25 protein-coding genes and 1 tRNA gene are annotated in these 25,915 nt (G+C 43.5%); 21 read left to right on the forward strand and 5 right to left on the reverse strand.

The window, feature by feature from the left end:
• Positions 1-2: 2 nt before the first annotated feature.
• The 15 genes from J3P43_RS06410 (at position 3) to J3P43_RS06480 (ending at position 15,188) form a co-directional block, all read left to right on the forward strand.
• Positions 3-254: a hypothetical protein gene (locus J3P43_RS06410; RefSeq protein ID WP_255900479.1), complete on the forward strand. Its 252-nt coding sequence runs from the start codon at positions 3-5 to the stop codon at positions 252-254.
• On the forward strand, positions 208-1,041 hold the full coding sequence (locus J3P43_RS06415) for a hypothetical protein (RefSeq protein WP_255900482.1): 834 nt from the start codon (positions 208-210) through the stop codon (positions 1,039-1,041). Before J3P43_RS06410 ends, J3P43_RS06415 begins: the two co-directional genes overlap by 47 nt.
• On the forward strand, positions 1,041-1,550 hold the full coding sequence (locus J3P43_RS06420) for a hypothetical protein (protein WP_255900484.1): 510 nt from the start codon (positions 1,041-1,043) through the stop codon (positions 1,548-1,550). The genes J3P43_RS06415 and J3P43_RS06420 overlap by 1 nt, the downstream gene beginning before the upstream one ends.
• A 14-nt stretch (positions 1,551-1,564) precedes the next feature.
• Complete coding sequence (locus tag J3P43_RS06425; RefSeq protein ID WP_255900487.1) at positions 1,565-5,128, forward strand: hypothetical protein; 3,564 nt, start codon at positions 1,565-1,567, stop codon at positions 5,126-5,128.
• Positions 5,128-6,357, forward strand: a complete 1,230-nt coding sequence (locus J3P43_RS06430; RefSeq protein ID WP_255900490.1) for a hypothetical protein — start codon at positions 5,128-5,130, stop codon at positions 6,355-6,357. Before J3P43_RS06425 ends, J3P43_RS06430 begins: the two co-directional genes overlap by 1 nt.
• Positions 6,358-6,367: 10 nt before the next feature.
• Entirely contained in the window at positions 6,368-6,748 is a 381-nt protein-coding gene (locus tag J3P43_RS06435) for a hypothetical protein (protein WP_255900492.1), read from the forward strand.
• A gap of 3 nt (positions 6,749-6,751) precedes the next feature.
• Entirely contained in the window at positions 6,752-7,162 is a 411-nt protein-coding gene (locus tag J3P43_RS06440) for a hypothetical protein (RefSeq protein WP_255900494.1), read from the forward strand.
• A 9-nt stretch (positions 7,163-7,171) separates the two neighbouring features.
• Positions 7,172-9,103 carry a hypothetical protein gene (locus tag J3P43_RS06445; RefSeq protein ID WP_255900496.1) on the forward strand — a complete coding sequence of 644 codons (1,932 nt, stop codon included), beginning with the start codon at positions 7,172-7,174 and terminating at the stop codon, positions 9,101-9,103.
• Positions 9,104-9,132: 29 nt separating this feature from the next.
• Positions 9,133-9,465 carry a hypothetical protein gene (locus tag J3P43_RS06450; protein WP_255900498.1) on the forward strand — a complete coding sequence of 111 codons (333 nt, stop codon included), beginning with the start codon at positions 9,133-9,135 and terminating at the stop codon, positions 9,463-9,465.
• A 185-nt stretch (positions 9,466-9,650) separates the two neighbouring features.
• The gene (locus tag J3P43_RS06455; protein WP_255900500.1) at positions 9,651-10,217 is read left to right on the forward strand and encodes a phage antirepressor N-terminal domain-containing protein; all 567 of its coding nucleotides are present in this window, start codon (positions 9,651-9,653) and stop codon (positions 10,215-10,217) included.
• 173 nt (positions 10,218-10,390) lie between these two features.
• Positions 10,391-10,699 carry a superinfection immunity protein gene (locus tag J3P43_RS06460; protein ID WP_255900503.1) on the forward strand — a complete coding sequence of 103 codons (309 nt, stop codon included), beginning with the start codon at positions 10,391-10,393 and terminating at the stop codon, positions 10,697-10,699.
• A 149-nt stretch (positions 10,700-10,848) separates the two neighbouring features.
• Positions 10,849-11,136, forward strand: coding sequence for a hypothetical protein (locus J3P43_RS06465; RefSeq protein WP_255900506.1), 288 nt, complete (start codon positions 10,849-10,851; stop codon positions 11,134-11,136).
• A gap of 84 nt (positions 11,137-11,220) precedes the next feature.
• Positions 11,221-11,673 (forward strand): hypothetical protein, encoded by a 453-nt coding sequence (locus J3P43_RS06470; protein ID WP_255900509.1) that lies wholly within the window; start codon positions 11,221-11,223, stop codon positions 11,671-11,673.
• Between the two features lie 57 nt (positions 11,674-11,730).
• Complete coding sequence (locus J3P43_RS06475) at positions 11,731-14,670, forward strand: tape measure protein (RefSeq protein ID WP_255900512.1); 2,940 nt, start codon at positions 11,731-11,733, stop codon at positions 14,668-14,670.
• Between the two features lie 290 nt (positions 14,671-14,960).
• Entirely contained in the window at positions 14,961-15,188 is a 228-nt protein-coding gene (locus tag J3P43_RS06480; RefSeq protein ID WP_255900513.1) for a hypothetical protein, read from the forward strand.
• A gap of 36 nt (positions 15,189-15,224) precedes the next feature.
• On the opposite strand, the gene J3P43_RS06485 is transcribed toward J3P43_RS06480, so the two are convergent.
• Together J3P43_RS06485 and J3P43_RS06490 are read right to left on the reverse strand one after the other, a co-directional pair.
• Entirely contained in the window at positions 15,225-16,412 is a 1,188-nt protein-coding gene (locus tag J3P43_RS06485; RefSeq protein ID WP_255900516.1) for a site-specific integrase, read from the reverse strand.
• A 137-nt stretch (positions 16,413-16,549) separates the two neighbouring features.
• Positions 16,550-16,623: transfer RNA gene (locus tag J3P43_RS06490), tRNA-Arg, on the reverse strand.
• A gap of 221 nt (positions 16,624-16,844) precedes the next feature.
• Between J3P43_RS06490 and J3P43_RS06495 the strand changes: the two genes are divergently transcribed.
• From J3P43_RS06495 to J3P43_RS06505, 3 genes are all read left to right on the forward strand, one after another.
• A complete protein-coding gene (locus J3P43_RS06495) occupies positions 16,845-18,071 on the forward strand; it encodes a DEAD/DEAH box helicase (RefSeq protein WP_255900518.1) in 1,227 nt (408 codons plus the stop codon).
• Positions 18,072-18,157: 86 nt separating this feature from the next.
• Positions 18,158-19,336 carry a tetratricopeptide repeat protein gene (locus J3P43_RS06500; RefSeq protein WP_255900520.1) on the forward strand — a complete coding sequence of 393 codons (1,179 nt, stop codon included), beginning with the start codon at positions 18,158-18,160 and terminating at the stop codon, positions 19,334-19,336.
• A gap of 294 nt (positions 19,337-19,630) precedes the next feature.
• Entirely contained in the window at positions 19,631-20,866 is a 1,236-nt protein-coding gene (locus tag J3P43_RS06505) for a cystathionine gamma-synthase family protein (RefSeq protein ID WP_255900522.1), read from the forward strand.
• Here J3P43_RS06505 and J3P43_RS06510 read toward each other — a convergent pair.
• Together J3P43_RS06510 and J3P43_RS06515 are read right to left on the reverse strand one after the other, a co-directional pair.
• Complete coding sequence (locus J3P43_RS06510; protein WP_255900524.1) at positions 20,863-21,285, reverse strand: nitrogen regulation protein NR(II); 423 nt, start codon at positions 21,283-21,285, stop codon at positions 20,863-20,865. The genes J3P43_RS06505 and J3P43_RS06510 overlap by 4 nt on opposite strands.
• 73 nt (positions 21,286-21,358) lie before the next feature.
• On the reverse strand, positions 21,359-21,772 hold the full coding sequence (locus tag J3P43_RS06515; protein WP_255900526.1) for a hypothetical protein: 414 nt from the start codon (positions 21,770-21,772) through the stop codon (positions 21,359-21,361).
• 225 nt (positions 21,773-21,997) lie between these two features.
• On the opposite strand from J3P43_RS06515, the gene J3P43_RS06520 reads away from it, so the two are divergent.
• Both J3P43_RS06520 and J3P43_RS06525 read left to right on the forward strand, forming a co-directional pair.
• A complete protein-coding gene (locus tag J3P43_RS06520; protein WP_255900528.1) occupies positions 21,998-22,495 on the forward strand; it encodes a response regulator in 498 nt (165 codons plus the stop codon).
• Positions 22,496-22,603: 108 nt separating this feature from the next.
• On the forward strand, positions 22,604-22,771 hold the full coding sequence (locus tag J3P43_RS06525) for a hypothetical protein (RefSeq protein WP_255900530.1): 168 nt from the start codon (positions 22,604-22,606) through the stop codon (positions 22,769-22,771).
• Positions 22,772-22,780: 9 nt separating this feature from the next.
• Here J3P43_RS06525 and J3P43_RS06530 read toward each other — a convergent pair whose 3' ends face one another.
• Positions 22,781-24,469 carry a PAS domain S-box protein gene (locus J3P43_RS06530; RefSeq protein WP_255900531.1) on the reverse strand — a complete coding sequence of 563 codons (1,689 nt, stop codon included), beginning with the start codon at positions 24,467-24,469 and terminating at the stop codon, positions 22,781-22,783.
• A gap of 377 nt (positions 24,470-24,846) precedes the next feature.
• Between J3P43_RS06530 and J3P43_RS06535 the strand changes: the two genes are divergently transcribed.
• A complete protein-coding gene (locus J3P43_RS06535; protein WP_255900533.1) occupies positions 24,847-25,875 on the forward strand; it encodes an LLM class flavin-dependent oxidoreductase in 1,029 nt (342 codons plus the stop codon).
• Positions 25,876-25,915 lie beyond the last annotated feature (40 nt).

Raw genomic sequence — 25,915 nt, forward strand, 5'->3', positions numbered from 1 at the left:
GGATGATGGGCTGGTGGGTTTACGAGAAGGACATTTTTGATGATTGTGCAGAGGTGGTTGCCCTGGCTAAAAAATACAACCTAACCAGCCTGCAGATTTTTGACATACGGGACAAGCTGAATACGAGAGATAATAATGCTGTTGAATCTTATCTGCAGCGATTGAAAGATTCGGGGCATCCGATTAGACACTATTGGGATATTGTAAATGAACAAACTTATAGCCATCGATCAGAAAACGGGGAAACCTTATAAGTTCTCTGCTCCGGAAAACTTTAATGAGTTTACCGAACAGCAGCTGGTTGCCTGGGCGGCGCTTTGCTTAAAGAAGCTGAACGTGGATGACCTGGTTAGAGCGGTGATGATCATTTTCTACCGAATCCCGTTTGATTTGTTTAAGAAGATCCCAGACTCGCAAAAAGTACAACTGGCTCCTACCCTTCGGTTTTTGTTTGGTAAGAATACGCTTACCCGATGGATTATAAAAGAACTATCAATCTGGTCGCTGTTTAAGGGCACACAGAAGTTATACGGTCCGGATGACAGGCTGGCCAATTGCACCATTGCGGAGTATAGAGCATTGGAGTTGTATTACCAGGCATTTGAGAGGTTAAAGGTGAAAGGTGAAAGGGAAAAGGCGAATGATTTCTTGGATCTGTTGATTGCTACTCTTTATCGCCCAAAGCGGAAGGGTGTAATAGATAATGATATACGGGAGCCGATGAGCGAACATGCGGTGATGCAGCGGGCTAAACGCATGAGATCGCTTTCGCGGAAGATGCGCCATGCCATCCTGTTGAATTATGAGGGTATACGGCTATTTATCCGTGAAAACTACCTGGATAACCTACCTAAGGGAAAGGCCACAGCAGGCGATGGCTTGTTTGACTTTAACGGGATAATCCTTTCTGTTGCGGGCAGCAAGTTTGGCACCAAGGCCGAAACTGAGAAAGCATTGCTGTATGATTTTTTAAATCATGTGGTGATTACTTCTGAAGCTTTAGAACTTGAACAAAAACGCATACAAAGTAAGTTAAGGTAATGGAAGAGCAGCAGTATATCGATTATTTTGAAAACTTGTGCCGTCAGAGCCTTGATATTAACCACGAGGTAGATGGTAAAAAGGCGTTTTTCTATTTAGATAATCCGGATAACACGGATGAAATTGATAATGCTTTTAGAAACCAGATTCAGTATCCTGCTTTCATATTGGATGCTCCTGCGGGAATGGTAAGTGGTAACGGCTCGGCTAATTATACAGATAGCCCGGTTGGAAGCTTTACGGTATTGTGCCAGGCTAAAACGCCCGAGGAAGTTAGGCAGGCGCGCGATCGTAGCAAATCGATCGGGATCAGCTTTCTGGCCCGGATGAATAAAGATGCCCGCGAAAATAAGATTGTCGCTGGTAAGCGAATCAATTTCGTTATTAACGACAATGCGTACGAGCCAATGAACTTCCCGGCGCATCAGTTATACGGCTATGTGTTTGAGTTCTTGTTTGTATGTCCTTTCGGTTTTTCGAGTGATTCGGGAACTTGGCGGGATATATAAGTTAAGGCTTAAAAATGGCGGTTACCAATCCAACAACTCCTGCATCGTATAATTTCTCTAAGAACTTCATTCCCTTGAGGTTTTTATCTGATAATTATCTGGAGCAGGCGGGTGTTAAATCAATTAACGTTTTAGGGTTCTTTAATGCCGTTGCCAACGGTACCGTCATCACCATTTCTTTTGGTGCAAATGTTGTTACGTTTACGGCTGTTAGTACAGCGCCAGACACTTCGGGTTTACAGATTCCGGCTGGTGCTGGTGATGTAGCATACGCCGCTTCGCTTGTTGCGTATTTTCAGGCAAATCACATTATCGACCAGTATTTTGATATTCACGCTTCTGGTAACGCTGTACTTTTCACTGCTAAAAAGGCTGGTACCGGATTTGACTTTACAGCTGTTACCAACGCAGTTTTCGAACTGGAAAACATTACGCCGGGCGTTACTCAAATTGTTCGTGATGCTTACTACATACATTTTGAACTCTTCTGCCAGAATGCAGATCATACGGATTTTGTAAGCATTCATACCGCGCAGATCTCGCTTCGCTCTGATCAGCCGGGCATCTCGGAGGTTGACATTGCCGACCGGCTGAATGCATACCTGGAAACGGATGTGCTGGATATCCCGGACACGGGCAGTACCGCCGCTCTGCTCTGCAAAAAATCATGCCGCAAGTTTTACTATACCTATGCCGAGAGCTGGGGACAGCCGGCTGTGGTGAGAAAGAAAATCAAGTCGGCCGAATACACCATTCTGGCTGGCGGGTTAAGCTTTAAAGGCAACCACGTTAAAACGCTTCCCGGATTGCTGGTACCTGATGTGGCCGACGCTACTAAGGATCGCTTTTTGAAGCAAGGCAGCAGCCACCAGTACACACGCAAGGATCAGCCTCAGTTTTTATATTTCTTTAACACCCGGGCCACGCAAGACGGCCGCTTACGGGTGAAGTTTACGTTTACCGATGGTACTGCCTCCGCAGATGTTACGGTTACTGCTGTGGCTTTAACTACGTTGGGCAAAGTAGCTTTTAACGTTACTCACGACAGGCTTTTTACTCCTGCAGATTATCCTGGTAAGCTGGTAAAACATTACGAGGTTTGGCTGGAGACGGTTGCCGGCGTGAAGATTTCCGAAACGCGCACGTACTACCTCAATTATAAGGCTCAGCAATTTGTTCGATACATGGTATCGTGGAGCAGCTGGGGAGCTTTTGATACGCGCCTATGCTATGGTAAGGCTACCAGCTCGCTGGAGCTGGTGCAGCAGGAAGCAAAACGGATCTTAAAGTCGGGCGATGATATTAAAAAGGGTAATTCGACTGTTTTTGATGTTAAGCTTAATAATAAGTTTAAGGTTTCTACCGGCCACATAGACCGAAGCGAATTGATCTTAAACCGCGATTTCTACTTATCGCCGCACAAGTTTCGCTATACATCCGGACTGTTTTTACCCATTAAAGTTACGTCGAAGGACATTCCGGAGATACCCGATGGCGAAACCCTGTTTCACCAGGAGTTTGAATATGAGTACCGGTTTACCGACGACGTATTCACCGAGGGTGATGTGGATGAACCAGGACTCGGAATCGAGGGTTTTTTTTTTAACTCCGTAATCCCTTCTCTTCCGTCTAACGGGATAATCGAAACAGACCCGACCGTGCCCAGCTGGGTAAAGGCCATTACTCAGGCAGATATTAATAAATGGAATTTATTTAACCAGGACGGCTATAATAAGGCGAATTGGGATATTGCATACAGCTGGGGCAATCACAACACCATGGGTTACGCCCTTTCTGCTAACTACTACGACAAAACCACCTCAGACGGCCGCTTCATTCAAAACCGCTACGATTACCAGACCGATGCCCGGCTAAACGTAAGAGGTGGGAAATTTTTGAATTACCTGGTGATACCGAACGGAGCTCCGTCTGTTCTCGATATGGAAGAAGGCGAATGCGCCATTTACTTCGATACTTCGGGTTTAGGTGGCGGAGCTCCGCAGCCACCGGTGATTGCGAACTTCCCTGATCTGGGCGATGTAGACATCTCTGGCCGGTTGGATGGTTACGAAGTATATTGGAACGCCACGGCCAGCAAGTATATGCACCGGGCTCCTGCCGGATCTGGCGTTTCTTCCTGGAATGATTTGACGGATAAACCGACAACGTTATCCGGATACGGGATACAGACTGAAGGCGATGGCAGGTGGTTGGGTATTAATGCCACGGCGGCGAATAGTACGAAATGGAACGGATACCAATATGTGGGGTTAGTGACGCCTAACTCCTATATGATGGCTTTTGATGGTACTAATTGGGGCGCATCTACAGCTGCACAAATTCAATCCTTTCTCGGCCTCGGTTCAGCAGCTTATTTGAACGCTTCGCAAAGTGCAACAGCTAACACTGCGGCTCAACGTGATGCTGATGGAACATTATCAGCATCAACACTAAATCAAAATCAGTCCTTGCGGGCATCTGAAACTTTTGACGCTATTTACGCTGGATTTTCAACGGATGGTTTTATCAGAAAATATGATATAAATTCTGTAAAGCTATCGCTCGGCCTCGGCTCAGCAGCTTATTTGAATGCTTCAACAACTAATACAGCGAGTACAGTTGTGCAACGAGATGCCTTTGGACAGATCGAAGGGCAAAATATTAATGCTGCCGGTTATCTTAACTCCGTTGATGATGTTGATGCCGGTGGGATTGGATATATCATGGGAAAGGTTGGCGCAAGTAATACGATCAGAAGCTTTTCGGCAAATTATTTAAAGACCTTTCTCGGCCTCGGCTCCAACGCTTTCAGCTCTACTGCTTATTTGCCGTTGACAGCTGGTTCGGGAAGTCCGTTGAGCGGAACCCTTCATTCAGGCATAACAGGTTTAATTTTTTCAGCACAGGGAGCAACCGCAGAAAGGCGAATAATGTATCTCGCTAATACGGGGGGAGATATTGCTTTCGGGGTAGAAGGTAGTGCAGGAGGTTCAACCTTTACAGGTAGCTCACCTTATTCATCTATTTTAGGAACTGGTGTGGCAACTCCACTTGAGTTCTTCACAAATAATGCTAAGCGTTACACCATAGACGCATCCGGTAACAACACTTGGACAGGTTCTGGAACCTTTGGCTCTTTAGGTCGCGCTATTATTCGGCAAAGTGCCGGAGGCGATGCTGAGATCGGAGGCGGTGCAGGAGCGTACTTATCATTGCTTGCAAATAACACTGAATATGCAAGACTGAGAACTGATGGATTTAATTTGTACACAGGGCTCACCGGAACATCTGCAACGTTTGGATCAGCTGCAGTAAAAAACTGGTCTGGTAGTTCGGATTACGCAAGATTCGGACATAAAGATATTGAAGCAAGTTATTACGGATTTTTGCAGCATTATAGCGGTGACGTTTATCTAAAGGGATTGAGTATCTATCTCGATTCTCCGGTATCTGTTACCTCACTTCTCACCGCTCCCAAAATCAAAGCAAACACATTATTAACCATACCCACCATTGCGCCAAACGTTAACGACATGGCAAATGGTGAGGTAGCAATCTGGGCGGAGGGTTTTAACTAATGGCAGACGCACCGTCAACAGCGTATTATAAAAATGCCCTGGCTAAACTGCCTTTGCATATCCCCGGAGTTATTAAATACGATGCTTTCCCGGCTATCAATACTTATGGCACGCTTGATCAGGTAAAAGCACTTTTCTTTTTAGACTATGTGCTGCAGGTGGCTCATAAAGAAGCCGGTGTTTTACAATACAGCTTTATAGGTGCTGTAATCGTTGGCGGCGCTAATGAAGCGTATCATGCTGCAGCCAGAAAGTTTAAGGCCAGCGTACCGGTGAAGATTGGCGGGGTGATACGTAATGTTTACTTGCTGAACGATGCCGGGTTAAATACAAAAGGAAAAGTAACCGTTCCTGTTGTAGTCAACCGACAAAACACTCAGATAAGATTTCAGGGCCGCTGGTATTCCGCTTTCTATCATCCCACCTCAAACTACGGATTTGAATTTTACACCCTGGGCGATGTGCCTAAGAATGGTACTATCAGCATCGGAACCATTGCTGCAGCCGGTTCGGATGAAACAGATTTAAATCATTTGGTGCAAACCGATCTCACTGGTACCAACCCCGGCGATCAATTATATTTCCGGAGTTTCATTGTTAACCAGGAAGGAACGAAGTATTCGGACTGGTATAGCGCCATTCTTGTTCGGCCGGTTGCGGTTAAACGAGCGGCCACCGGTCCGGAATACGCCAGCTGTAATTTATCTCCGGAGATACAGGAATTTACCGTTTACACAACGGCCATTACACTCGCAGTTGGCGAGTTTATCTTTCAGGATGAAGCCAGAACCACCCCGGCATTAAACGGATCGTACCGCTATGCCAGCTTAACGGGCTTTAATTATTTCTTTATAGTAGATGGTGCAATAGTAACCGACAAGCGTTGCCCTGAATATTGTATCGTATCGATGTGGGTGGAAATGGTGAACCAAGGCGGTTCGCTGTACCATTTCTACGTCAATATAGAGCCGGATATTCAGCCCAATACTTCGATGATCATTACCGGTTCTGTACAGATATTTCTTCCAAATAGTAGCTGGGTGATAAAAACTTTTGAAGTGGAACTACTCGCTATGACCGGCATCCAAACCTTCTTATTAACAGAAAACATCGACGATCCGGTTGCTATCAATGATCCGCAGAGTGCACAAGTGGTAGCTGCAACGTTGCAATACGATTATTATGAAAGCGACCTGAGAGAGGTGGTTTATACTAAGCAATTAAGTTAAAAAAACATATATGAATCCATTTCAAGTAATATTAGCACCAGCTGCCCAGGGCAGCGAAGCTATCGCAGCAGTTCTGGCCCATGGCCTGGCATTAAGTTTTCAAGGTACGGCCATGCCTGGCAGCAGCTCTCTTACTGATGGAAATATCTCCATCACTGGCAAGCAAACTATCAACGTGATCAACGGCCAGAGCATCACTGTTGATCTGAACCCGATTAACATTCGCCTGGCTGAGCGTGAGGCGCAGCTACTTGTGGCAAAGGCTGGCCCGGAGAAAGATTTGGCCCAGGCTGAGTTTGATATCTGGAATACTGCTTTGCAGGGTATTCAGTCGGCTATTGCTACGGCGCTTAAAGCGGATTATGATTTGAAAAACCCTCAATCTGTATAAGCGATGGGCGTTCAGGTTAAAAAAACTAAAGAGTTCGTTCCGTTTGGGGTTATCTCCCAGCTGAACGGGCTCGTTCGTGGTTTCCGGATCGATACGATCGGAGATTTAGAGCGGTTTAATCCGCTGCTGGATACGTTGGCTAAAGGGATGCAGGAGTTTGCTGTGAAATGGAACGAGCAACTGAAGGAGTTTCGAGAGGCTAATAATCTTACTGAGGATGAGGAGCTGACCGAGTCGCACCCGCTGCATGCTGTGGTGAATGCTTCGTACCAGAAGTTTCAACTGTCGGTTTCTTCTCTGCTGCGCGATGATCTGCGCTGCCTGGCTGATGATAAGGATCTGCTGAAGGTTACGGGCAAAATGGATCTTGTTCTGGGTGATATTAAGTTTTTACAGTACTGGTTGGTTAAATAGTTTTTTATTATGCTGGAGATAATTAATGAGCGTGGTGAGGTGATGGAGGTTTCTGATAACCTAAGCATCCCGGTTGAACGGTATAACCCTTTGTTTAACGATTCTGATAAGTTTTTTCAGGATATCACCTACCCGGGCAAAGCGCCCATATCTCCGGCCAATAAGGCCTTTTTTTCCGGAGGGCATTACGTAGACACCGAAAACTCCTTGTATGAATTTCCGGTAAGAATTTCTGTTTCTGGATTTATGCTTTTTAAAGGAGTGTGTCAGTTCAAAATAGGGAACAATGCGTACGACTTTACCTTGAAAGTAAACTTTGGCGCACTGGCCAGTAACTTTAAAACGGTTAAACTTACCGATATCCGCACCAACGACTCATACGGTTCACCCTTAGTAACAACCGCTGGCTGGGAAATCCACATGAAAGACACCTGCGTAAACCCACACAAGTATAATTATGCGTTTCTGCCGGTGTTTAACGATGGGGTTGAGTACTTTGGAGAGGAAGTATCTACCACTACCAACCTCTGGGATTATGCCAACCAGAAGTTTAAAATAACGCCACCAAGCGGCAAGCAAATTGCGCTGGACTATATGGTGTTTAACACACCGTACTTTAAACTTACCTACCTAATCAAAAAAACCATTGAGGCGCTGGGCTTTGTAGCTACTGGCAATTTCTTTACCACACAGAACGACCAGATATACGTATGGAACCCATACAACTGTACTTTATGGGGGCAGGATTTTTCTAACGACGGTATCTACCTGGCTATTCAAAACTCTGCCTTTTACGCGCCAGACGCTGCCATTGGCGAGTTTTTCAAAATACTGCGCGAAGACCCGCGGCTTAAACTCACCTTTAGTTTTGATTTATTGAACGCCACCATCCGGGTAGATTCGTTCAGCGACATTATGAACGACCCTGAGCACGAAGATATTTCTGAATACATTGAGGAAATAACCGAAATGGAGGTAAAATCTACCTATGGGTTCAGCATAACTCTTGCACCCGACACGCAAGACGCAAACTTTCTCACCAACGCCACTTATTTACCCACCGCCCGATTAGTAGTGGGCGATGGTAGTAAAGCGATAGAGGTAAGCGCCAACTCGCTTAAATATCATAACGCAGATATGCTGAAATGCAAGCGTAAAGTAACACGGCGCAAAGCCGCCGTTGTTTTTTCGTCTAATACATTACCCCTGCGCTTAATTCGCTTTACCGGTATGCGCGAAGCTGAGCCAGGAAAATTTATTCCGCACTGCGAACCTATGGAGCTAAGTACAGCACATGCCCGTTTTTACGAGTTTATTGCCAGTGCCAAAAAAATAACTTCAATAGCCACCGTACCTGTATCGGTTTTATCTCGGCTTGATACCAGTAAAAAACTACAGTTTTATTACCAGGGCGTAAACGTGCCCGCCATTTTGGAAAAACTGGCTTACGATATGCAGGGTAAAGCCCGGGTTAAGGTAAAGATAGATTGCTATTCCCTTTTAAACAGTGCGGCCAAAACCAGCCGGGTAGAACAAGTGATTATACCAGACGCCGAAAGTTACGACGGCTACACCGTTGATGTACTTTGCGCCTTTTTTAATACCCAGGTTACTGGCATTACAACGGTTATTCCGGTTTGTATAAAGGCAGGAAAAGTATTAAACGCCCAGGAAATTAAAGTATCTACCGACGATAAAGGCTTGGGCGGACAAAAAGCATTCCTTTTAACCAACAGCACAGAGCCCGGCGATCATCCACCTAGTTATGAGCTTCGGATTAAAGAAAGCAAGCCAAGGTATGCCGAGCGGATGGGAGTAAAATATTTATTTGCCCAGGGCGATGGTTATTGGTACACTACCATCCACGAAACGCTATACAATTACGACCAGGCAAATAGTCTGCTTAACGGTTATTTTGGCCCCCTATGGATTGTGTTCTAATTTTTATAACTTAGCATAAACCTAATGTTATGAAAAATTTACTACTTATCACATTTCTAGTAATTACCTGCGCGTCTTGTAAAAAGAATGGGCCTGATGAGGATCAGACATCGATGAAGGTGATTAAGGTTGAATCAGTGGTTCGGAGCGATGCCAGCTATAGAAGGACTGATGTTTTTGAAATAAGGTCTAAATCACGTCCCAGTATCAAAAATCGGAATAATTTCGGAAACGTTGACGAACTTAAGATAAGCGATATTGTGTACAGATTTGGATTTGATAAGACAAACAAGAATTCATATACTATCACATTCGAAAACCCTGACAAAGAAGAAGTGAGTTATACGTATAAAGGAGAATAAGAAATAAGGTATCAACGCAACCTTTTATTTAGGAGCCCGGCTGTATAGCTGGGCTTTTTTGTTATAAGCTTGATTTTTAAATAATTGTTTCTACATTTGTTCCAGCTCCCCGCGCTGCGCCTGCATACGGCCGCAGGTTTAAAAAAGCCGCTTGAATAAGCAACCTTTTTAAACAAAATTATAGTATGAATGAGAACAATTTAAAATCAGCTAAGTCTTTAGCGACTGTTAATGGAATTTCAATTCTGTTAATCGACAATTCAGAAAAATTAATTCCAATCAAACCGATTTGTCAAGCATTAGGGATTGACGAAGAAGCCCAACGGCAGAAGATCCAAGACGATGACGATCTAGGTTCAACTGCCTTGCTCAGCAAGGCAGTTGCAGCAGACGGAAAAGAGCGGGACATGTACTGTCTTCCCTTAAAATTTATATTTGGATGGCTATTCACGATTAACCCAAAAAACGTCAGAGAAGAAGCGAGAGAAGCGGTTAAAAAATATCGTAAGGAATGTTACGAAGTACTTTACAAACATTTTACTGAATACTCGGATTTCGTAATCGAAAGAGGAAACAAAACTGATCATTATCTTGACAAATATCGTGAAGCCCAAGTTGCGTTTAAAACCGCAAAAGACACTATGGAAAAATCGAGAAAGGAATTAGATGAAGTGAGGAGAACTTCTTTCGACCAGTGGAAGGCTAATGGAAATCAAATTAAGATTGATTTTGACAATCCTACAAAAGACTAAAAGTACCTCCACGCAATTTAGAAGTGTGTCTCGCCCACTTCTAAAACCTGCAAACGCAGTTTTATAAAACATTTGAGGCCCCAAAACCTCAATATTCGCTGGGGAGCGAAGTAAGGCCCGACTGAAAAGTTGGGCTTTTTTTATATTTTAGGTGCTTACTTAAATCTAAAACCATGGAAGCCATTGTCCTGATCACGTTATTATTAGTGTATTTTGTTCCTACAGTTATGGCGTGGGGCAAACGTTGCCAGAACTCCGTCTTGATGCTGAATTTATTTTTAGGATGGACTATTATCGGTTGGATTATAGCACTCATATGGTCTTTAAATAAAGATGCGCAACCTGTTAAGATTATTAATCAGCCCTCTCCACAAAAACAAACATCAGTAGACCAACTTACCAGATTGGCTGAATTAAGAGATAAAGGAGTATTAAGCCAAGAGGAATTTGAGGGTCAAAAAAATAAAATTTTGAATTCTTAAATCTTTTTCCCACGTTTGTTATGCGAAACACGTTGACGCAAGTCAGCAAAATATTTTTTTAACAATATCCCAGGCGAGCAGGTAGGCCCTGTAATCTTCCGTTAAGTCGGCGTGTTTCGCAGCGCCTGGGCTTTTTAAATTATGTCAACATGCGAAACACGACAGAAAAACCTACGATTCAGGTTAAACCCACCAACAACGGCACTACCGAGTGCTTTAGCTTTGAGGTGCCAAAAGGCAGCTTACATGTAAACCATCTTATCAAGTTTTTAGAGTTTAGAGAGAAGCATGAACCCGCACAAGTGCAGAAGAGCTTTATACATGTATTTTTCCAAGCATACCATGACAAGTTTTTTGATATTAATGAAGAACAGAAAATGCACGTTGAGGATGTGATGATGTTATTGGCTGAGTGGAGTTGTTGTTATAATAAATAAAATTCAACTATTGTGTGAACACACAATGGTTGCCGCTCCCCTCCTGTCCTTTCCCGGTTGCTCTGCAATCGGGATTTTTAGTTTATGGCCAAGAGCTTACACGATAAGATAAACATTCGGGGCGAAGTAGATCAATGGAGCCGGTACACTATTGAGCGGTTTCAGAAATCTATCCGGCAGAAGAAGATCGGGAAATCTGGTGCATTGGAAAGATCCTTCGGGCGCAAGATGCAAAGCTCGGGCGGAGAGTTGCACGAAGTATCGATCTCGTTTTTAATGCGTGGCCGCTTCAGAGATATGGGTGTTGGGCGTGGTTTGAAAGCCTACGAGCGGAATAGCAACAAAGCATCTCAGCTTGGTGCAAAAGTTGGGGCCAATGTTTCGTACGTGCATCGCGCCCCGAAGCGATGGCTCAATAAAACCAAAATGAGCCAGGTATATAAACTAAACGAAATACTCGGAAAATCGACAGGTAAATCGGTGGGCACACTGGTGAGTGATGGAATGAGCAGCACCAGCATCACTACCAATATCTAGTTGTTAGGCACTCCCCCTGTCCTTTCCTGATTGCCTTGCAATCGGGATTTTTAGTTTATGGCAAAATCCAGAACAGATGTAGAGAGTGTTGTAAAGCTCGTCATCAACGGCCAGCAGGCTAAAACAGAGATGAAAGAGATTTCCAATTCTATACGGAAGTATGAATCGGAAATCATTAGGATGAAAAAAGCCGATAATCCGAAAGCTTATCAAGAGAAAGCCCAGGCCATTGCTACGATGAAGCAGGCCCTGAACGCCGCAAAAAAGGAAATGAGCGGCATGACGGAAGAGAGCAAGAAGTTCGGCACCAGCTGGAAAACTATTGCTGCTGGTGTTGTTGGTGCTAATGTTTTCCAAAACATTGCTGGTAGCGCCATGAGTGCAATCGTCAGAATTAAAGATGCTTATGGGGAGGCGCAAAAGTTCAGGGCGATTCTTACAAATGCCTTTAATGGTGACGGGAGCAAAGCCAATAATGCCCTGAAGATGCTTAATGATTTCGCTGCAAAAACTCCCTTTAGTTTAGCGTCGGCCACAGAAAGCTATATCAAACTTGTTAACCGAGGGATAGTGCCCACTCAACAAGAATTGATAAAAATGGGCGACTTGGCCGCTTCCCAAGGTAAAGAGCTAAACATGTTTGTTGAAGCGATTCTTGATGCTCAAACCGGTGAAAACGAACGATTGAAAGAATTTGGTATACAGGCCAGTAAAAATGGCGATAAAGTTTCCTTCACTTTTAAAGGTATTACCAAAGAAGTTGATAATACAGCAGAGGCCATAAATAAAGCGCTTGTTTCATTTGGCGAAATGGAGGGTGTTAGTGGTACTATGGAAGCTGTTTCAAAAACAATAGTCGGCCTTCAATCAAACATTGGCGATAGTTGGGATCAAATTTTCGCTAAACTGGGATCTAAAGGTGAAGGATTTATTTACGGATTCTTTAAAACTTACGCAGACGCTTTGGATTTTGTTAATACCAAGTTACTCTCAACAGAATCGGCATCTATGCAGTTAACTCGGGAGTGGGCTAAAAATGCAGAGCAAAGCGTAAACCTTGAAAAAAAACTTAATCCGCTCATAGACCGACACGATCAGTTAAAAGCGAAAACCAAATTAAATAAGGACGAACAGGTCGAATTAAAAAAAGTAATTGGAGGTATCGCGGCTATTATGCCTTCTGCAGTTACCCAATGGGATAACCTTGGGAATGCAATTTCTGTAAACACCACTAAAGCAAAACAGTTTATTGAAATTCAAAAAGCTGTTCTCAAAGAGCAAAATAAGGACGCTCTGGCAAAACATATTAAAGAAACAAACGCCCTTTACCGCGAACGATACCGATTAACAACTGCGCTTAACTCTGCACCAGTCGTGGATGGAAAAAGAGGAACTAAAGGTGCCCTCGAACTAGGTGGTAACAAGGTTACAATGACACCTGAGGTTCAACAGGCCGCATTAGACAGATTAAAAAAGGTTAACGCCGAGATTGAGAAAAATAAATTAATCAGGATGAATCTGGAGGGGTGGCAATACGACAACATCCTGAATATGGATGAAGTAAAACCTAGTGGCGGAACCGATGCCGGCGGTGGAGGCACCAAGGATAAAAACGCAAAAGCAGAAAAAGAGGCCAATCAACTTCAAACTATACTTGATAGAATGGATGATGCTTATAAAGCCGCAACAGCTAAGCGCCTGGAAGGATTTGCTGCAGAAGAACAAGCCATCACTAACAAGTATGATAAGGAGCGCAGAGAGGCAGAACAGTACCTTACAGATTCTGCAAAACTTTCAGCCGCACTTGCCTCCATTAAAAAAGCTGAAACTGCCGAGATGGAAGCGCTCAGTAAAAAGATTAAAGCAGAAAACGAAAAAGAACAGGACGATCAGCTTAAAAAAGCACAGAAAGAGTATGCCGATTTCCTAAAAAAAGAGGCAGATACTCAACAGAAAATATTCGAACTGGGCATGGATGCCCGCCAAAAAGAGCAGTTAGCTGTAGATGATCAGTTTGAGAAATTGATTATCGCCGCTGATGAAGTTGGTGCAGATACCACTCTTATATATGAAAAATGGATAGAGGCAAAATCAGCGATCGAGGATAAGTATCTTGAAAAGTCGCAGGAGAAGGTGATAGAAGCCGAAGCCAAGAAAAACGAAGCTATGCTTCAGGCAGCTAGTCAAATATCCAATGATGTTTTTGCGATAATGAGTAACAGTCGGACTGCTCAAACTGATGCAGCTATAGCAGATCTTGAACGCCAGCGAGAGGCAGAACTATCAAACAAAAACCTTTCGGACAAACAAAAAGAGGCTATTAATGCAAAGTATGACGAAAAAATAAAGTCTGAGCGAAGAAAGGCATGGCAGGCAGAACAAAAAGCGGCAATAGCACAGGCTGTTATTAATGGCGCTTTAGCTATGACCAAGGTTTCTGCTCAAACTGGTGTCCTAACATTTGCTTTCAGTCCGATAGTTGCCGCCCTTACTGCCGCTCAGGTCGCTGTAATTGCATCGCAGAAAGCACCGCAATTTGCTAAAGGTGGATTTGTTCCAGATGGCCCGTCCCATCAGCGTGGCGGTATAAAAATGATCGACAGTATTACCGGTGCCATGGTCGGGGAAATGGAAGGTGGGGAGCCGATTATTAGTCGCGAAACGTACGCCAACAACCCTGAACTTGTGGATGCGCTTCTTTACAGCGGCCAGCGTAAAAATGGAGCCCGTTTAAGTATTGATATGGGAGCGATGCAGCAGGCAGAGCGGATGTATCGCAATGGTGGGGTTTCGCCGGTGGGATCATCGTCATTGCCGGTTGCTAGTAAAGCACAAAATCCGCAAGCAGCGAACAATCTGGATGAGTTGAAAGGTATGATGGCTGAAATGATGACAGCCATCAGGATTGTTGATGAAAAGCCAACTGTATTCTCCACCATGCTATTTGAAGAACACAACAAACGAATTATGCAGGTTAGGCAGGATGCTGGTGCGTAGTTGCCGTTGCTAAAAATCAGCTAATCAGGCAATGACGAATTTCATCCAAAAACGTGATTTATAACTTGTAGAATCGGCATATTAAGCGCAAATTGTACCCGCTAACTCTTCACGCAATACCCACAGCAAAGACACCTCCCAGGCGAGCGGGTGTAAGTCCTTGCATTCTGTGGGTACGCTCAAGAGTTAGCAGCGACCTGGGATATTTTTTTGCAGGTTCCTGCGTTATAACCAATACACTAAATTTCTAAATACCGCTCTCAAATCAGTTTAACCCTAAACATTTATGTATGTTAAAATCTGTTGATGAGGAAACGGCTAAAAAAATCTACTGCCTAATTGATGAACTAATTGTCAGTAATCACACACCTGATTGCACCCAACTTTTCTTTAAATTATTCTACCAATGTTATTCTGACCCGCATTTCTCAATGACAGAAAACGAAAAACTATCTATGGAACGAATAAGTGATCTGTTTATGGCCATCTGGATGGCGCAAAGCAAACGAAAAGATTAATGAGTTTTAGAAAAGGGAGCCTGGCAGCTCCTTTTTTTATGCAATCATAAATCTATCAAAGTTGTTCATCAGTAACTCCTTCCGTTTATCGGCCATTTTCAAATATATCATCGTAGTCCTTATATCCCTGTGCCCCATAAGCTCCTGAAGAATCTTCACATCGCCCCCCATCTCCACAAAAATAGTCCCGAACGTGTCGCGGGCGCAATGGTACGTGAGTCTTTTCTTTATCCCGGCCACACCGGCAATAACCTTTAGATTTTCGTTTATGTACTGATCTGAGAACGGTTTGAAAATTTCCTCTTCATCGTGCCCCTCAATCAGCGAACACGCTATTTGTGGCAATGGAATTTTAAGAATCCGGCCCTTGTGCCTGCCCTTGTGTGGGATAAAAGTTAAAATATTGTTTTCTATCATCTCACCCTTTATCTGGGAACTGTCGCTGATGCGCAGACCCGTTACGCAACTAAACAGCACGCGCCGCAACGTTTCCTGAACTTCCGGAAGCAGCGAGTTCTTCTTCCAAAGTTGGTAGAGTACGATTAATTCGTCTTGGGTTAAGGCTGATCTGTCGCCAGGCACAAACGCCACCGGAAAATACTCGTATGGATTTACAACGATGTATTCTTTCTTTTTTGCCCGGTTTAAGTACTTCCGGATATCCTTGTGGTAACCGGCTACGGTGTTGGGTTTCACTTTGTGAACTTTTTTAGCCCAAGAATCGAATTGCGCTATAAAATCTACGGTAATTAATTCGAACGGCAGTGTTGGGCGTGTCCAGAATTTCTTTAAGGTGTTAAGGCAGCTTTTGTGGGTGCGGTAGCTGTGGTATTCTAAAATTTGCTTTTCGTACAGAAACTGCATTTCAGTTTCCATGAAGTTGAGAAAATCTACATTCTTACCGATGTATTCGAATTCTTCAATTAAATCGGCAATACTGGTGCTGGTTTTATTGAGAAACCCTTTTAACTGTAACCGGTGAGCAATGGTTTTATATTCACTGATCAGGAGATTATAAGGCAATACATCGCTGTCGCCCTCGTGCCTGGAGTTAAGTACTTGTTTCTGCTTATCGAAAAATTGTTTAGGCCAGAAGATCCCGGTGGAAATATCGTGTTTCACTTTTCCCTGCAAAATCCGAAAATAAATTTTGCTCATGCCGTTTCTGTTCACTTTGCTGTCGATTACGACGTTGCATGACACCTTGTTTGATGCTTTTCTCATTGCGAAGCTGTGCGAAATTTTATAAATAAAAAATCAATCGCAGCGCTTTTGCGAAGTAAATCGGGGGAGCTTTTAAATAAGTGCGAAGCGAAAAACCGAGGTTTTAGGGAGCGCTTCGCACTTTCTGAGTTTGGATGTACACCCATCAGGATTCGAACCTGAGACCGACGGTTTAGAAAACCGTTGCTCTATCCAGCTGAGCTATGGGTGCCCTTAATGGCTGCAAATATAGAAAAAGTTTAAGGTTTGATGCAAAAATTTACTTCCCTTGCGGTGATAATTCCTTTATCGACCTCCGTATTAATAACTTAATCAGAAAAGAAAGCGTATAAAATATTTTATCTCTGTTAAACTATCACTGTAACTTAAGGAGTTAAAGAAGTGTGGCACTAAAAAAATTCATATCTTGCATCCCTCAACAATAAAAATAAATTGACATTCGAAGATTTTAATTTCAATGAAGAGCTCCACGAAGGACTCTTAAGCATGGGTTACAAAGAACCTACTCCAATACAAAAAATGGCAATACCGGTGGTTCAGGCCGAGAAAGATCTCATCGCCTGCGCACAAACCGGAACCGGAAAGACTGCTTCTTATCTTTTACCAGTACTCGACCTTATCAGTAAAACCGATAAAAGCCAGACAAGCACTTTAATTCTGGCACCAACCCGCGAGCTGGCGCAGCAAATCGACCAGCAGGTAGAAGGCCTGGCATATTATGTAAATATCAGTTCGATCGCGGTTTTTGGCGGCGGCGACGGATTTATTTATGAGCAGCAGCGTAACGCCATACAGCACAATGTTAATATCATCATTGCTACGCCTGGCCGGCTTTTAGCGCATATCTCGTCTGGTATCCTTAAACTCAATACTATCAAGTATTTGGTTCTTGACGAAGCCGACCGAATGCTGGACATGGGTTTTATGGACGACATCATGCGGATCATAAGTCACTTGCCCAAAAAGCGTCAGACATTGCTATTTTCTGCAACGATGCCACAGCGGATCCGTTCTCTGGCAAACTCCATCTTACACAACCCCGAGCAGATCAATATCTCCATTTCTCAGCCTGCGGCAGGTATTGATCAGCAGATTTATAAGGTTCACGACCACCAGAAAGTGCCCCTCATTCAAGAGCTTTTAAAAGGAGATTTATATTCGAGTTCTATCATTTTTGCCTCTACAAAGGAAAAGGTAAAACTCCTTTACAAAGCATTAAAAGCTATCGGCATTAAAGTAAAGGCCTTCCACTCCGATTTGGAACAAAACGAGCGGGAGGATATTCTCAGAGCATTTAAAAACAGACAATTACCAGTTATCATTGGCACAGATGCTTTGTCGCGTGGAATTGATGTAGAGGGGATCGACCTTGTCGTAAATTACGACTGCCCTTCAGATCCGGAAGATTATATCCATCGCATCGGACGTACCGCCAGAGCTGCAACAAAAGGCACCGCCATTACTTTTGTAAACGAGCGCGACCAGGGAAAACTGAATAATATTCAGGCCTTGATCGACAGAGAAATAAATGTTTCTGTTTTGCCCGAGCATTTAGGCGAATCCCCCGTATTTAAACCTGTGGATGCCAACCGGAAGAAGAAAGGAAAATTCAAATCAAAATCCTGGAAGTCGCGCAAACCGTCAAAAGAAATTAATTGAAGTTTTTAAAAACAATATTTTTGGTACGGGATTTGAAGCACTCATTACTGAAAGTCTTTTCTTAAAGCTTTCCGACACACACATATATGAGAGCTTTAATCCTGACCTTAATATTTACTGCCCATTTTGCTTCCGGATACGCATCCTACTTAAAGGATACCACAAATGAGGTTGCAGACAGTACTTCAATCGTATTAAACCAACCCGATTCGGTAACAATTAAAGTGGTCTACCATTTATTGGAAGCTTCGGAGCTAAAGGCAGAAAAGCCGGCCGAGGCATTGAAACACTACCGCTCGGCCGTAACTATCAACAAAGTTAAAGATCCTTTATGGGAAGCTAATATCCGCCTTGAAATGGGCAAGCTGCTTAACCGCTTAAAAAGTAAGGATGCGATAGCACAATTCCGGCTCTCGGATGCATTATACAGAAAGAAGGCATACATACCCGGCAGAACTGATGCTATCACTGCAATTGCTAACGTTCAGGAAAAAAGCGGTCTTTTTACCGAGGCGTTGAAAAACTACAACTTATTGTATACCATTCAGGACAAAGCGCATGAATATGTAATGGCTGGAAATACTGCTTTATATGTTGCTGACGTATATCTTAAAAAGAAGAATTATCCTGAAGCCCTGAAATATGCGGAGATGGCAAAAAAGGAATACTATAAAGTTTGCCGCAAAGACAGCCTGGGCTCTACATTTTACCGGATCGCCTACATTAAAAGAATGCAAAAGAGCCCTAAACAGGCTGAACATTTTATTTTAAATGAAGCCCTCTCCTATTATCGCTCTTCCGACGACCAGGAAGGCCGCCTAAAGAGCTTCAACTTCTTAGCGAGTCTTTATCAGGATCAAAAGCGTTATTCTGAAGCTAAATGGTTCTATCTGCAGGCTAATAATCAGGCCCGTTTAATGAATGATGTTCCATCAACCATCACGTCTTTGATAAACCTGGGCGTTACAAAGATCCTTATCGGAGATCTGGCATTGGCGAAACAGGACATCACCGATGCGGAAGAATTATGCCGGACAGATAGCATTTATCTCCCGATAATGAAAAAGGCGAAAGTAAAATACGCTACGTTATTTAAGAAGCTTGATCAGCCGGTACTGGCCAATAGCTCAACAAAGAAGCCGAAAATAACAGCAACAAAGCCCAAAAACCCTGTAAAGAAAACTAAGGTTGTTGCCAAACCTACAGCTGCTGCTGACACCGATAAAAAAGACATCGGCGAGATTGAAGTGATCGAAAGCCGCTAATCCGGCTTTTGCATATATCAGCCCTCCGAACACATACTTAACGTTTCCCGGGAAAACGCAGGTGTTCTCTGTTATATAAGCATAAATATCAACAGACCGCGAACCATCTTCTATAGTTTTCAGGCTGCTTTCTCCAACCGGAAGCACTAATCCGTCTCTTTGGCTTCTCTCGATAACAGGTCTTTCACTACCTGAAAAGAGACATAAATACGAACGTCACACCACGGTCTATTTCGATAAAATTGATCTTATTTTGGAATAAATTACGGAAGTTTGTTTGCTCAATAATTAAAGATGACTATTAAAAAAGGATTTACGACAACAACCTTACATTCAGACAGACTTTTAAAACCAGAACACGGCGCGCTTCATCAACCTATTCACACTGCTGTAACCTGGGGATTTGACGATGTAAACGGTCTTGTTGATGTATTCCAAAATAAAGCGAAAGGCTACGCCTATTCTCGTCAGGGCAACCCTACTGTTACGGCCCTTGAGCATAAGGTGAGTCAGATGGAAAATGGTCATGCTACCATAGCTTTTTCTACCGGGATGGCCGCCATTACTGCCACAATACAAGCACTTATAAAATCAGGCGACCATATTATTGCCAGTTCTTTCCTTTTTGGAAATAGCAGAAGCATCATGCAGACCATGATTGACATGGGCCTTGATATTTCTTTTGTAGACGCTACAGACGTCCGTAATATAAGCGGCGCAGCTAAGCCCTCTACAAAAATGGTATTTGTAGAAACCATCGCAAATCCGGCTACTCAAATAGCAGACTTAAAAGCCATTGGCGACTTTTGCGAGGGTAACAACTTCATCTATGTGGTAGATAACACCATGACTTCGCCTTATCTCTTTTCTCCGGTTACGGTAAAGGCGAGCCTGATCATCAACTCACTCACGAAATATATTGGCGGTCATGGAAACGCACTGGGAGGCAGTGTAACGGACACAGGCTTATACGACTGGGCTAATTATGCTAATATCGCCCCTGTACTCCGGCAGCAAATTCCGGCAAAAATGCAGGGCGTAAGCCAAATCAGAAAGCGGGGCTTACGCGACGGTGGAGGAACCTTATCACCAGAGGCAGCACACAGCATTTCCGTGGGCTCGGAAACGCTGGCATTAAGACTTGAGAGGGCATGTAGTAACGCATTAACGCTCGCTAAATTTCTTGAATCTCATTCTTTAATCGACAAAGTTTATTATCCGGGGCTCGAAAGTCATCCCCAGCACGAACTCGCTTCAGAGCTCTTCCGTTATTATGGAGGACTAATGAGTTTTGCTTTAAAACCTGAAATTGACTGCTTTAGTTTCCTTAACAAGCTTCAGTTGGTTATCAAATCGAGTAACCTTGGCGATACGAGAACTCTGGCGATACCGGTAGCTCACACTATATTTTTTGAACTGGGAGCAGAACGCCGGGCCGAGATGGCAATTCCTGATTCGATGATCCGACTATCTGTTGGAATAGAAGATATTGAGGATCTGCTGCAAGATTTCCGTCAGGCTTTGGCTTAATTATTCTCAGGCTTTGCTTTAGTTTTTTCTAATTGATCGCGCAACTCATCCATTAAGCTCTCTTTATTAGGAAGAACAGAAACAGAGAAATAATAGCAATCTTCCAAACGGTAGTCTTTGATATTCACCCGTTGGCGGGTCACCGGCGATACGGTAGAGATATCCGACATATGACCGTTTTGTGCATTTTTTCTCATGAGCATATAGCTGGGATCTTTTTCCAATACCGGAAACACCTCCCACATATTCTTACCAAGTAATTCTTCTCGAGAGCGTTTGATCATGTTGCAGGCAAAAGCATTCACGAATAAATAATTCCAATTAAAATCAAGGACATAGATAGAAAATCTCAGAGCATCCATTTGCTCTAAGGGTAACTCCTTAAATTTTGAATAATTGAAAATTGGAAACTTGTGCATTACCCAAAATACAATTTAAGCCCTAATTGTTTGGGAATGGACCGAACTGGGCATGTCCCCTATCCTTAATCAATTAGATTTGCTCCATAACCAGAATATCAGTGTCATTACTCCCATTTACATGTTCCATTTTCACTACGCTATACGATTTCTCTGTAAAGCTCCATTGCGCATTAAGTCCTTCCAGGAAAATAGAATTGAAATTAAGAATCAATTTATTATCTGATTCCTTTGTGCCGGGGCTCCAGGTCCCGTTAACGGTCGAAGTCCCTTTAACAGCAGTAACGTTGCCATTGCTGTTAAATGTAAAAACGTAACCGGTGTACGCATTGGTCTCGTTCGCTCCATTATCGGCGTAATAACTTACCTTCCATTTACCCTGTTTCATAATAGGGCTTGTTGCAGGCGGTTCATCAGCTTTGCTGCATGCTGAGATTAATAGAACCAGTACCATCAAAGGAATCAATGTGTTTTTAAGGTGTTTCATACAATTATCTAAGTGCGTATATAAATGATTTAACATCAGGTTTGTTTTAATTCCAGGTTATTTAAGAAAATATTTCGCCCTGGCAAGCTATTATTTCGTTCCTTTTTAATAGGGGTTAACTATTAAATAAGCCTTGTAATTACTTTGACAACGATTTAATGCATAGATCTTGAGCAAAATATTTTTCCCGCTGCAACGTAGACGGGCCGACACCAAATCAATTAAATGCAATTGGAACACCCCCCGGTAGCGAATTCTGATAGCCGCCGCTCAATCGCAAAAGAAAAATTCATTATTCTTTTGGTAGACGACATTAAGGAGAATTTCCTTACTCTGGAAAAATTGCTTGATACCGATAATCGCTGTTTTCTTAAGGCCACATCTGGCCCGGATGCGCTGGAGATGGTTCGACTCCATCCTGAGGTCAGTTTAATATTGCTGGATGTGCATATGCCCGGGATGAGCGGATTTGAGGTGGCTAAAACCCTTAATTCAAACCCGCAAACCTGTAATATTCCGTTCATTTTCGTTACAGCCAACCGTATTGAGGATAAGAATATTTTAGAGGGCTTCCAAAAAGGCGCAGTAGACTATTTGATCAAGCCCTTAAACCCGAATATAACAAGAGCTAAAGTTGCAGTATTTGAGCGACTTTTCTTCCTGAAAACGGAACCTTCTCGGCGGCTAACATCCTGGCAAACGCTGTTAAAGATTTTAGATTAGGGCTCCTGGTTGGCGAGAGCACTGCCGAGCCTTGTAACGAATATTCGGATATGCTTAACTTTATTACCCGATACTCGGCTAGTTGCGCGCAGCTCACTAAAATATTATGTGAGGGCGAATGGCGACAAAAACAATAAAGAAGGCGTGGTTCCGGATTTCCTTATCAAACCTTCGGGTAGCGACCTTAGCAACCGAAAAGATGTAGTACTTGATTTTGCCATTAAACTTCTTGAGAAGACCGAAACCTCGGCCCAAAACCTGCCTGAAGTTAAATAACACGAAAAGCTAATCCTGCAAGGATGATGTAATTTCGGCTACTCCTTTTAGAACGCTATCCAGTTCGTCGCTGCTTTCTTTCAGCATTTTTAACAGATCTTCCCGATCCTCCTCGTGTGCTTGCAGCAATAAATTCACCAATCCCAGGATGTTTGCCAGAGGCTTCCTAACATGGTGCGAATTAGTATGAGCAATCTTGAGCATTTTCTGATTGTGTTTAAATATCTCCCACTCCTTCTGCTTTAGTTGAGTAATATCCTGCATCGAGCCAATCACCCGCACACATTCTCCATCTTCATTGCATATTACGAAGCCCCGGTCGAGGAAATTCTTATAAGACCCATCAGCACATTTGAAACGATATTCTTCCGACCAGGTGCCGGCTTGCCGGATGAATTGTGCCATACGCTCGGCCACCCTGTCTCTGTCTTCAGGATGTAGGTTTGAAATCCACCATTTACCGTTACTGTATTCTTCGCATCGTTCGTAACCCAATGTCTTTTCAAATGCCATCCCCCAGTCTACTGTGTCAGACAGGATATTCCAATCCCAAATGATATCGTTAGTAGCTCTTGAAAGCATATCATATCGCTCCTTACTTTCTTTAATAAGTGCTTGCGTCTTGATCCGCTCGGTAACGTCTTTAAAATAGACGGAAAAGCCTCCACTAGAAGGATATGCGGTAACGTCAAGCCAAATATCCAGCCGTGATGAATACTCTTCAAAATGAATAGGAACCATTTTTTGCAAAGCTTCAAGGTATTGAGGGTAAAACCGAACCAGAACAGATTCGTCAAAAACCTCCCACAATCGTTTATTCAGAATTTTTTGGCGAGGCATCTGTAAAATGCGTTCTGCTTCACTATTCCAGTGTGTAACCAGCCAGTTGTCGTCTATTGTAAAAAAACCATCCGTTATGCTCTCAAGAATACTGACTATCCGCTGGCTTTGTTCCCTGGCTTTTATCTCTGCACTCATTTTCTCAGTAGCATCTCTCGCAATGCTAAACATGGTCTGTTCAGTATTATCCCAGCGTGCCGACCAAACGAGAGGAATCAGGGATCCATCTTTTTTTATATATCGGTTCTGGAAGTTTCTTACTTCAAGTCCTAGCATCAGATCCTGCGAAATCTTTATGCTGTCTGCTTTGTCTTCATTACATACGAAATCAAGGTATGGTCTGCCGATAAGCTCGTCGGGCGAATATCCCCATACCTTCTCCGAAGCGCGACTGCATTGCACAAACCGGCCTTCAGCGTCAAAAGAGCAAATTACATCAATAGAGTTGTCGAGGATCTTTTGTAAATCTGAAGCCTGTTTGTTAATCGTAGATCGATAATCGAGTATATCCTGCAGATCCAACACTAATACCAGTCGGCAATCCGTATCATTATAACGGAGAGGATACGAACAGATCTGTACCCAAAATACTTTTCCATTTTTATCCTGATGGCGAAAATCCCAACGCTGACTTTTATTCACCCTAACCTCATTAACAATCCCGTGAAATCTTTTTTGTTCTTCCTCAGGCCTAAGTTCTTTGATTGTCATCGTTAAAAACTCTTCCTGTGAATAACCATAAACATCTGTAGCTGTCTTATTTACAAATAAAATTCGCCAATCTTCTGTTTTGTAGATCCACATTGGCTGAGGGTTCTCCTGAAATAGAAGTTCGAGTACTTCTTTGGGGTTATTCATGCTATCCATGCGCAGGAACGTCTTGTCTAAAATTGTGATAAGGATAAATTTGGTAACAGGGTCAGGCGTACGGTTTTATCCCCCGAAAGGTTACAGAAAGTCACCGGATTTATGGCTTCTTTTATACCGGTAAGCCAATTCTTTACTATTTCCGTACCCAAATTAAGTCCTGAATGAGGCCCTTTATTGTCGCTATTTTTCCTCCTGCTTTGGAGATACAAAGGCATAGAATGTAGAATCAAACAAATATTTTAGAGTGAGTCGTATCTTGGTTCTGCCGAGATATCTTTATTTTGTCGCCAGGGAAAAACAAAGACCTGAAACATCATATTTTATTGGAGCAGCGATAAGCCGCCGCATTTCTTAAATTTGTATGCATGAAAAAAATTGGATTTCTATCGTTCGGACATTGGTCCGATCATCCTTCATATAAAACCCGTACAGCAGCAGACACCTTGCTTCAATCGATCGACCTGGCGGTGGCCGCCGAACAATTAGGCTTAGATGGCGCTTATTTTCGCGTACACCATTTTGCAGCTCAACTGGCATCGCCATTTCCGTTGTTATCAGCCATCGGCGCCAAAACAAACAAGATTGAGATCGGAACGGGCGTGATCGATATGCGGTATGAAAACCCGCTTTATATGGTAGAGGATGCCGGTGCTGCCGATCTGATCTCGGGTGGTCGATTACAATTGGGCATCAGCAGAGGCTCGCCTGAACAGGTAATTGAAGGCTGGCGCCACTTTGGCTACGAACCTGCAGAAGGTGAAACCGACGCTGATATGGGACGAAAAAAAGCGTTGGAATTTTTGGATAAACTAAAAGGTATCGGATTTGCACAGCCTAATCCCTATCCCATGTTTCCTAATCCGCCCGGATTGCTGCGCTTAGAGCCCCACTCTGTGGGATTGCGGGATCGTATCTGGTGGGGAGCTGCATCGAATGCTACAGCTGTTTGGGCGGCCGAGAACGGAATGCACCTTCAGAGTTCGACCCTTAAATTCGATGAGGGCGGCAAGCCATTCCATGTACAGCAGGCGGAACAGATACGGGCATTTAAGGAAGCCTGGAGAAAAGCCGGACACCAGCACAAGCCGAGAGTTTCGGTGAGCCGGTCAATTTTCGCACTGGTAACAGATGATGACAGATATTACTTCGGCGGACAGGGTAAAACGGCTGATAGTTTCGGCTACATAGAGCGTGACCAACGGGCTGTATTTGGAAAGAGCTATGCAGCGGAGCCTGATAAACTAATCGACGAGCTGGCAAACGACGAAGCGATACAGGAAGCAGATACCCTATTGTTAACGATACCCAATACTTTGGGTGTTGATTACAATGTGCATGTATTGTCCTCCATTTTGGAGCACGTAGCTCCGGGACTGGGCTGGCGCGAGGATTAATTCGGTTTATCCAGCGGAAAAGGTTGCCCTGCCTTGTGGC

The organism is Paradesertivirga mongoliensis (genome assembly GCF_024436395.1).
In the GTDB taxonomy this organism is placed as follows: Bacteria; Bacteroidota; Bacteroidia; order Sphingobacteriales; family Sphingobacteriaceae; genus Paradesertivirga; species Paradesertivirga mongoliensis.

Bases quoted from the DNA above. Each gene is read 5' to 3' on its own strand.
- J3P43_RS06410 (WP_255900479.1), top strand. From the start codon at position 3: ATGATGGGCTGGTGGGTTTACGAGAAGGACATTTTTGATGATTGTGCA.
- J3P43_RS06415 (WP_255900482.1), top strand. From the start codon at position 208: ATGAACAAACTTATAGCCATCGATCAGAAAACGGGGAAACCTTATAAG.
- J3P43_RS06420 (WP_255900484.1), top strand. From the start codon at position 1,041: ATGGAAGAGCAGCAGTATATCGATTATTTTGAAAACTTGTGCCGTCAG.
- J3P43_RS06425 (WP_255900487.1), top strand. From the start codon at position 1,565: ATGGCGGTTACCAATCCAACAACTCCTGCATCGTATAATTTCTCTAAG.
- J3P43_RS06430 (WP_255900490.1), top strand. From the start codon at position 5,128: ATGGCAGACGCACCGTCAACAGCGTATTATAAAAATGCCCTGGCTAAA.
- J3P43_RS06435 (WP_255900492.1), top strand. From the start codon at position 6,368: ATGAATCCATTTCAAGTAATATTAGCACCAGCTGCCCAGGGCAGCGAA.
- J3P43_RS06440 (WP_255900494.1), top strand. From the start codon at position 6,752: ATGGGCGTTCAGGTTAAAAAAACTAAAGAGTTCGTTCCGTTTGGGGTT.
- J3P43_RS06445 (WP_255900496.1), top strand. From the start codon at position 7,172: ATGCTGGAGATAATTAATGAGCGTGGTGAGGTGATGGAGGTTTCTGAT.
- J3P43_RS06450 (WP_255900498.1), top strand. From the start codon at position 9,133: ATGAAAAATTTACTACTTATCACATTTCTAGTAATTACCTGCGCGTCT.
- J3P43_RS06455 (WP_255900500.1), top strand. From the start codon at position 9,651: ATGAATGAGAACAATTTAAAATCAGCTAAGTCTTTAGCGACTGTTAAT.
- J3P43_RS06460 (WP_255900503.1), top strand. From the start codon at position 10,391: ATGGAAGCCATTGTCCTGATCACGTTATTATTAGTGTATTTTGTTCCT.
- J3P43_RS06465 (WP_255900506.1), top strand. From the start codon at position 10,849: ATGCGAAACACGACAGAAAAACCTACGATTCAGGTTAAACCCACCAAC.
- J3P43_RS06470 (WP_255900509.1), top strand. From the start codon at position 11,221: ATGGCCAAGAGCTTACACGATAAGATAAACATTCGGGGCGAAGTAGAT.
- J3P43_RS06475 (WP_255900512.1), top strand. From the start codon at position 11,731: ATGGCAAAATCCAGAACAGATGTAGAGAGTGTTGTAAAGCTCGTCATC.
- J3P43_RS06480 (WP_255900513.1), top strand. From the start codon at position 14,961: ATGTTAAAATCTGTTGATGAGGAAACGGCTAAAAAAATCTACTGCCTA.
- J3P43_RS06485 (WP_255900516.1), bottom strand. From the start codon at position 16,412: ATGAGAAAAGCATCAAACAAGGTGTCATGCAACGTCGTAATCGACAGC.
- J3P43_RS06500 (WP_255900520.1), top strand. From the start codon at position 18,158: ATGAGAGCTTTAATCCTGACCTTAATATTTACTGCCCATTTTGCTTCC.
- J3P43_RS06505 (WP_255900522.1), top strand. From the start codon at position 19,631: ATGACTATTAAAAAAGGATTTACGACAACAACCTTACATTCAGACAGA.
- J3P43_RS06510 (WP_255900524.1), bottom strand. From the start codon at position 21,285: ATGCACAAGTTTCCAATTTTCAATTATTCAAAATTTAAGGAGTTACCC.
- J3P43_RS06515 (WP_255900526.1), bottom strand. From the start codon at position 21,772: ATGAAACACCTTAAAAACACATTGATTCCTTTGATGGTACTGGTTCTA.
- J3P43_RS06520 (WP_255900528.1), top strand. From the start codon at position 21,998: ATGCAATTGGAACACCCCCCGGTAGCGAATTCTGATAGCCGCCGCTCA.
- J3P43_RS06530 (WP_255900531.1), bottom strand. From the start codon at position 24,469: ATGAATAACCCCAAAGAAGTACTCGAACTTCTATTTCAGGAGAACCCT.
- J3P43_RS06535 (WP_255900533.1), top strand. From the start codon at position 24,847: ATGAAAAAAATTGGATTTCTATCGTTCGGACATTGGTCCGATCATCCT.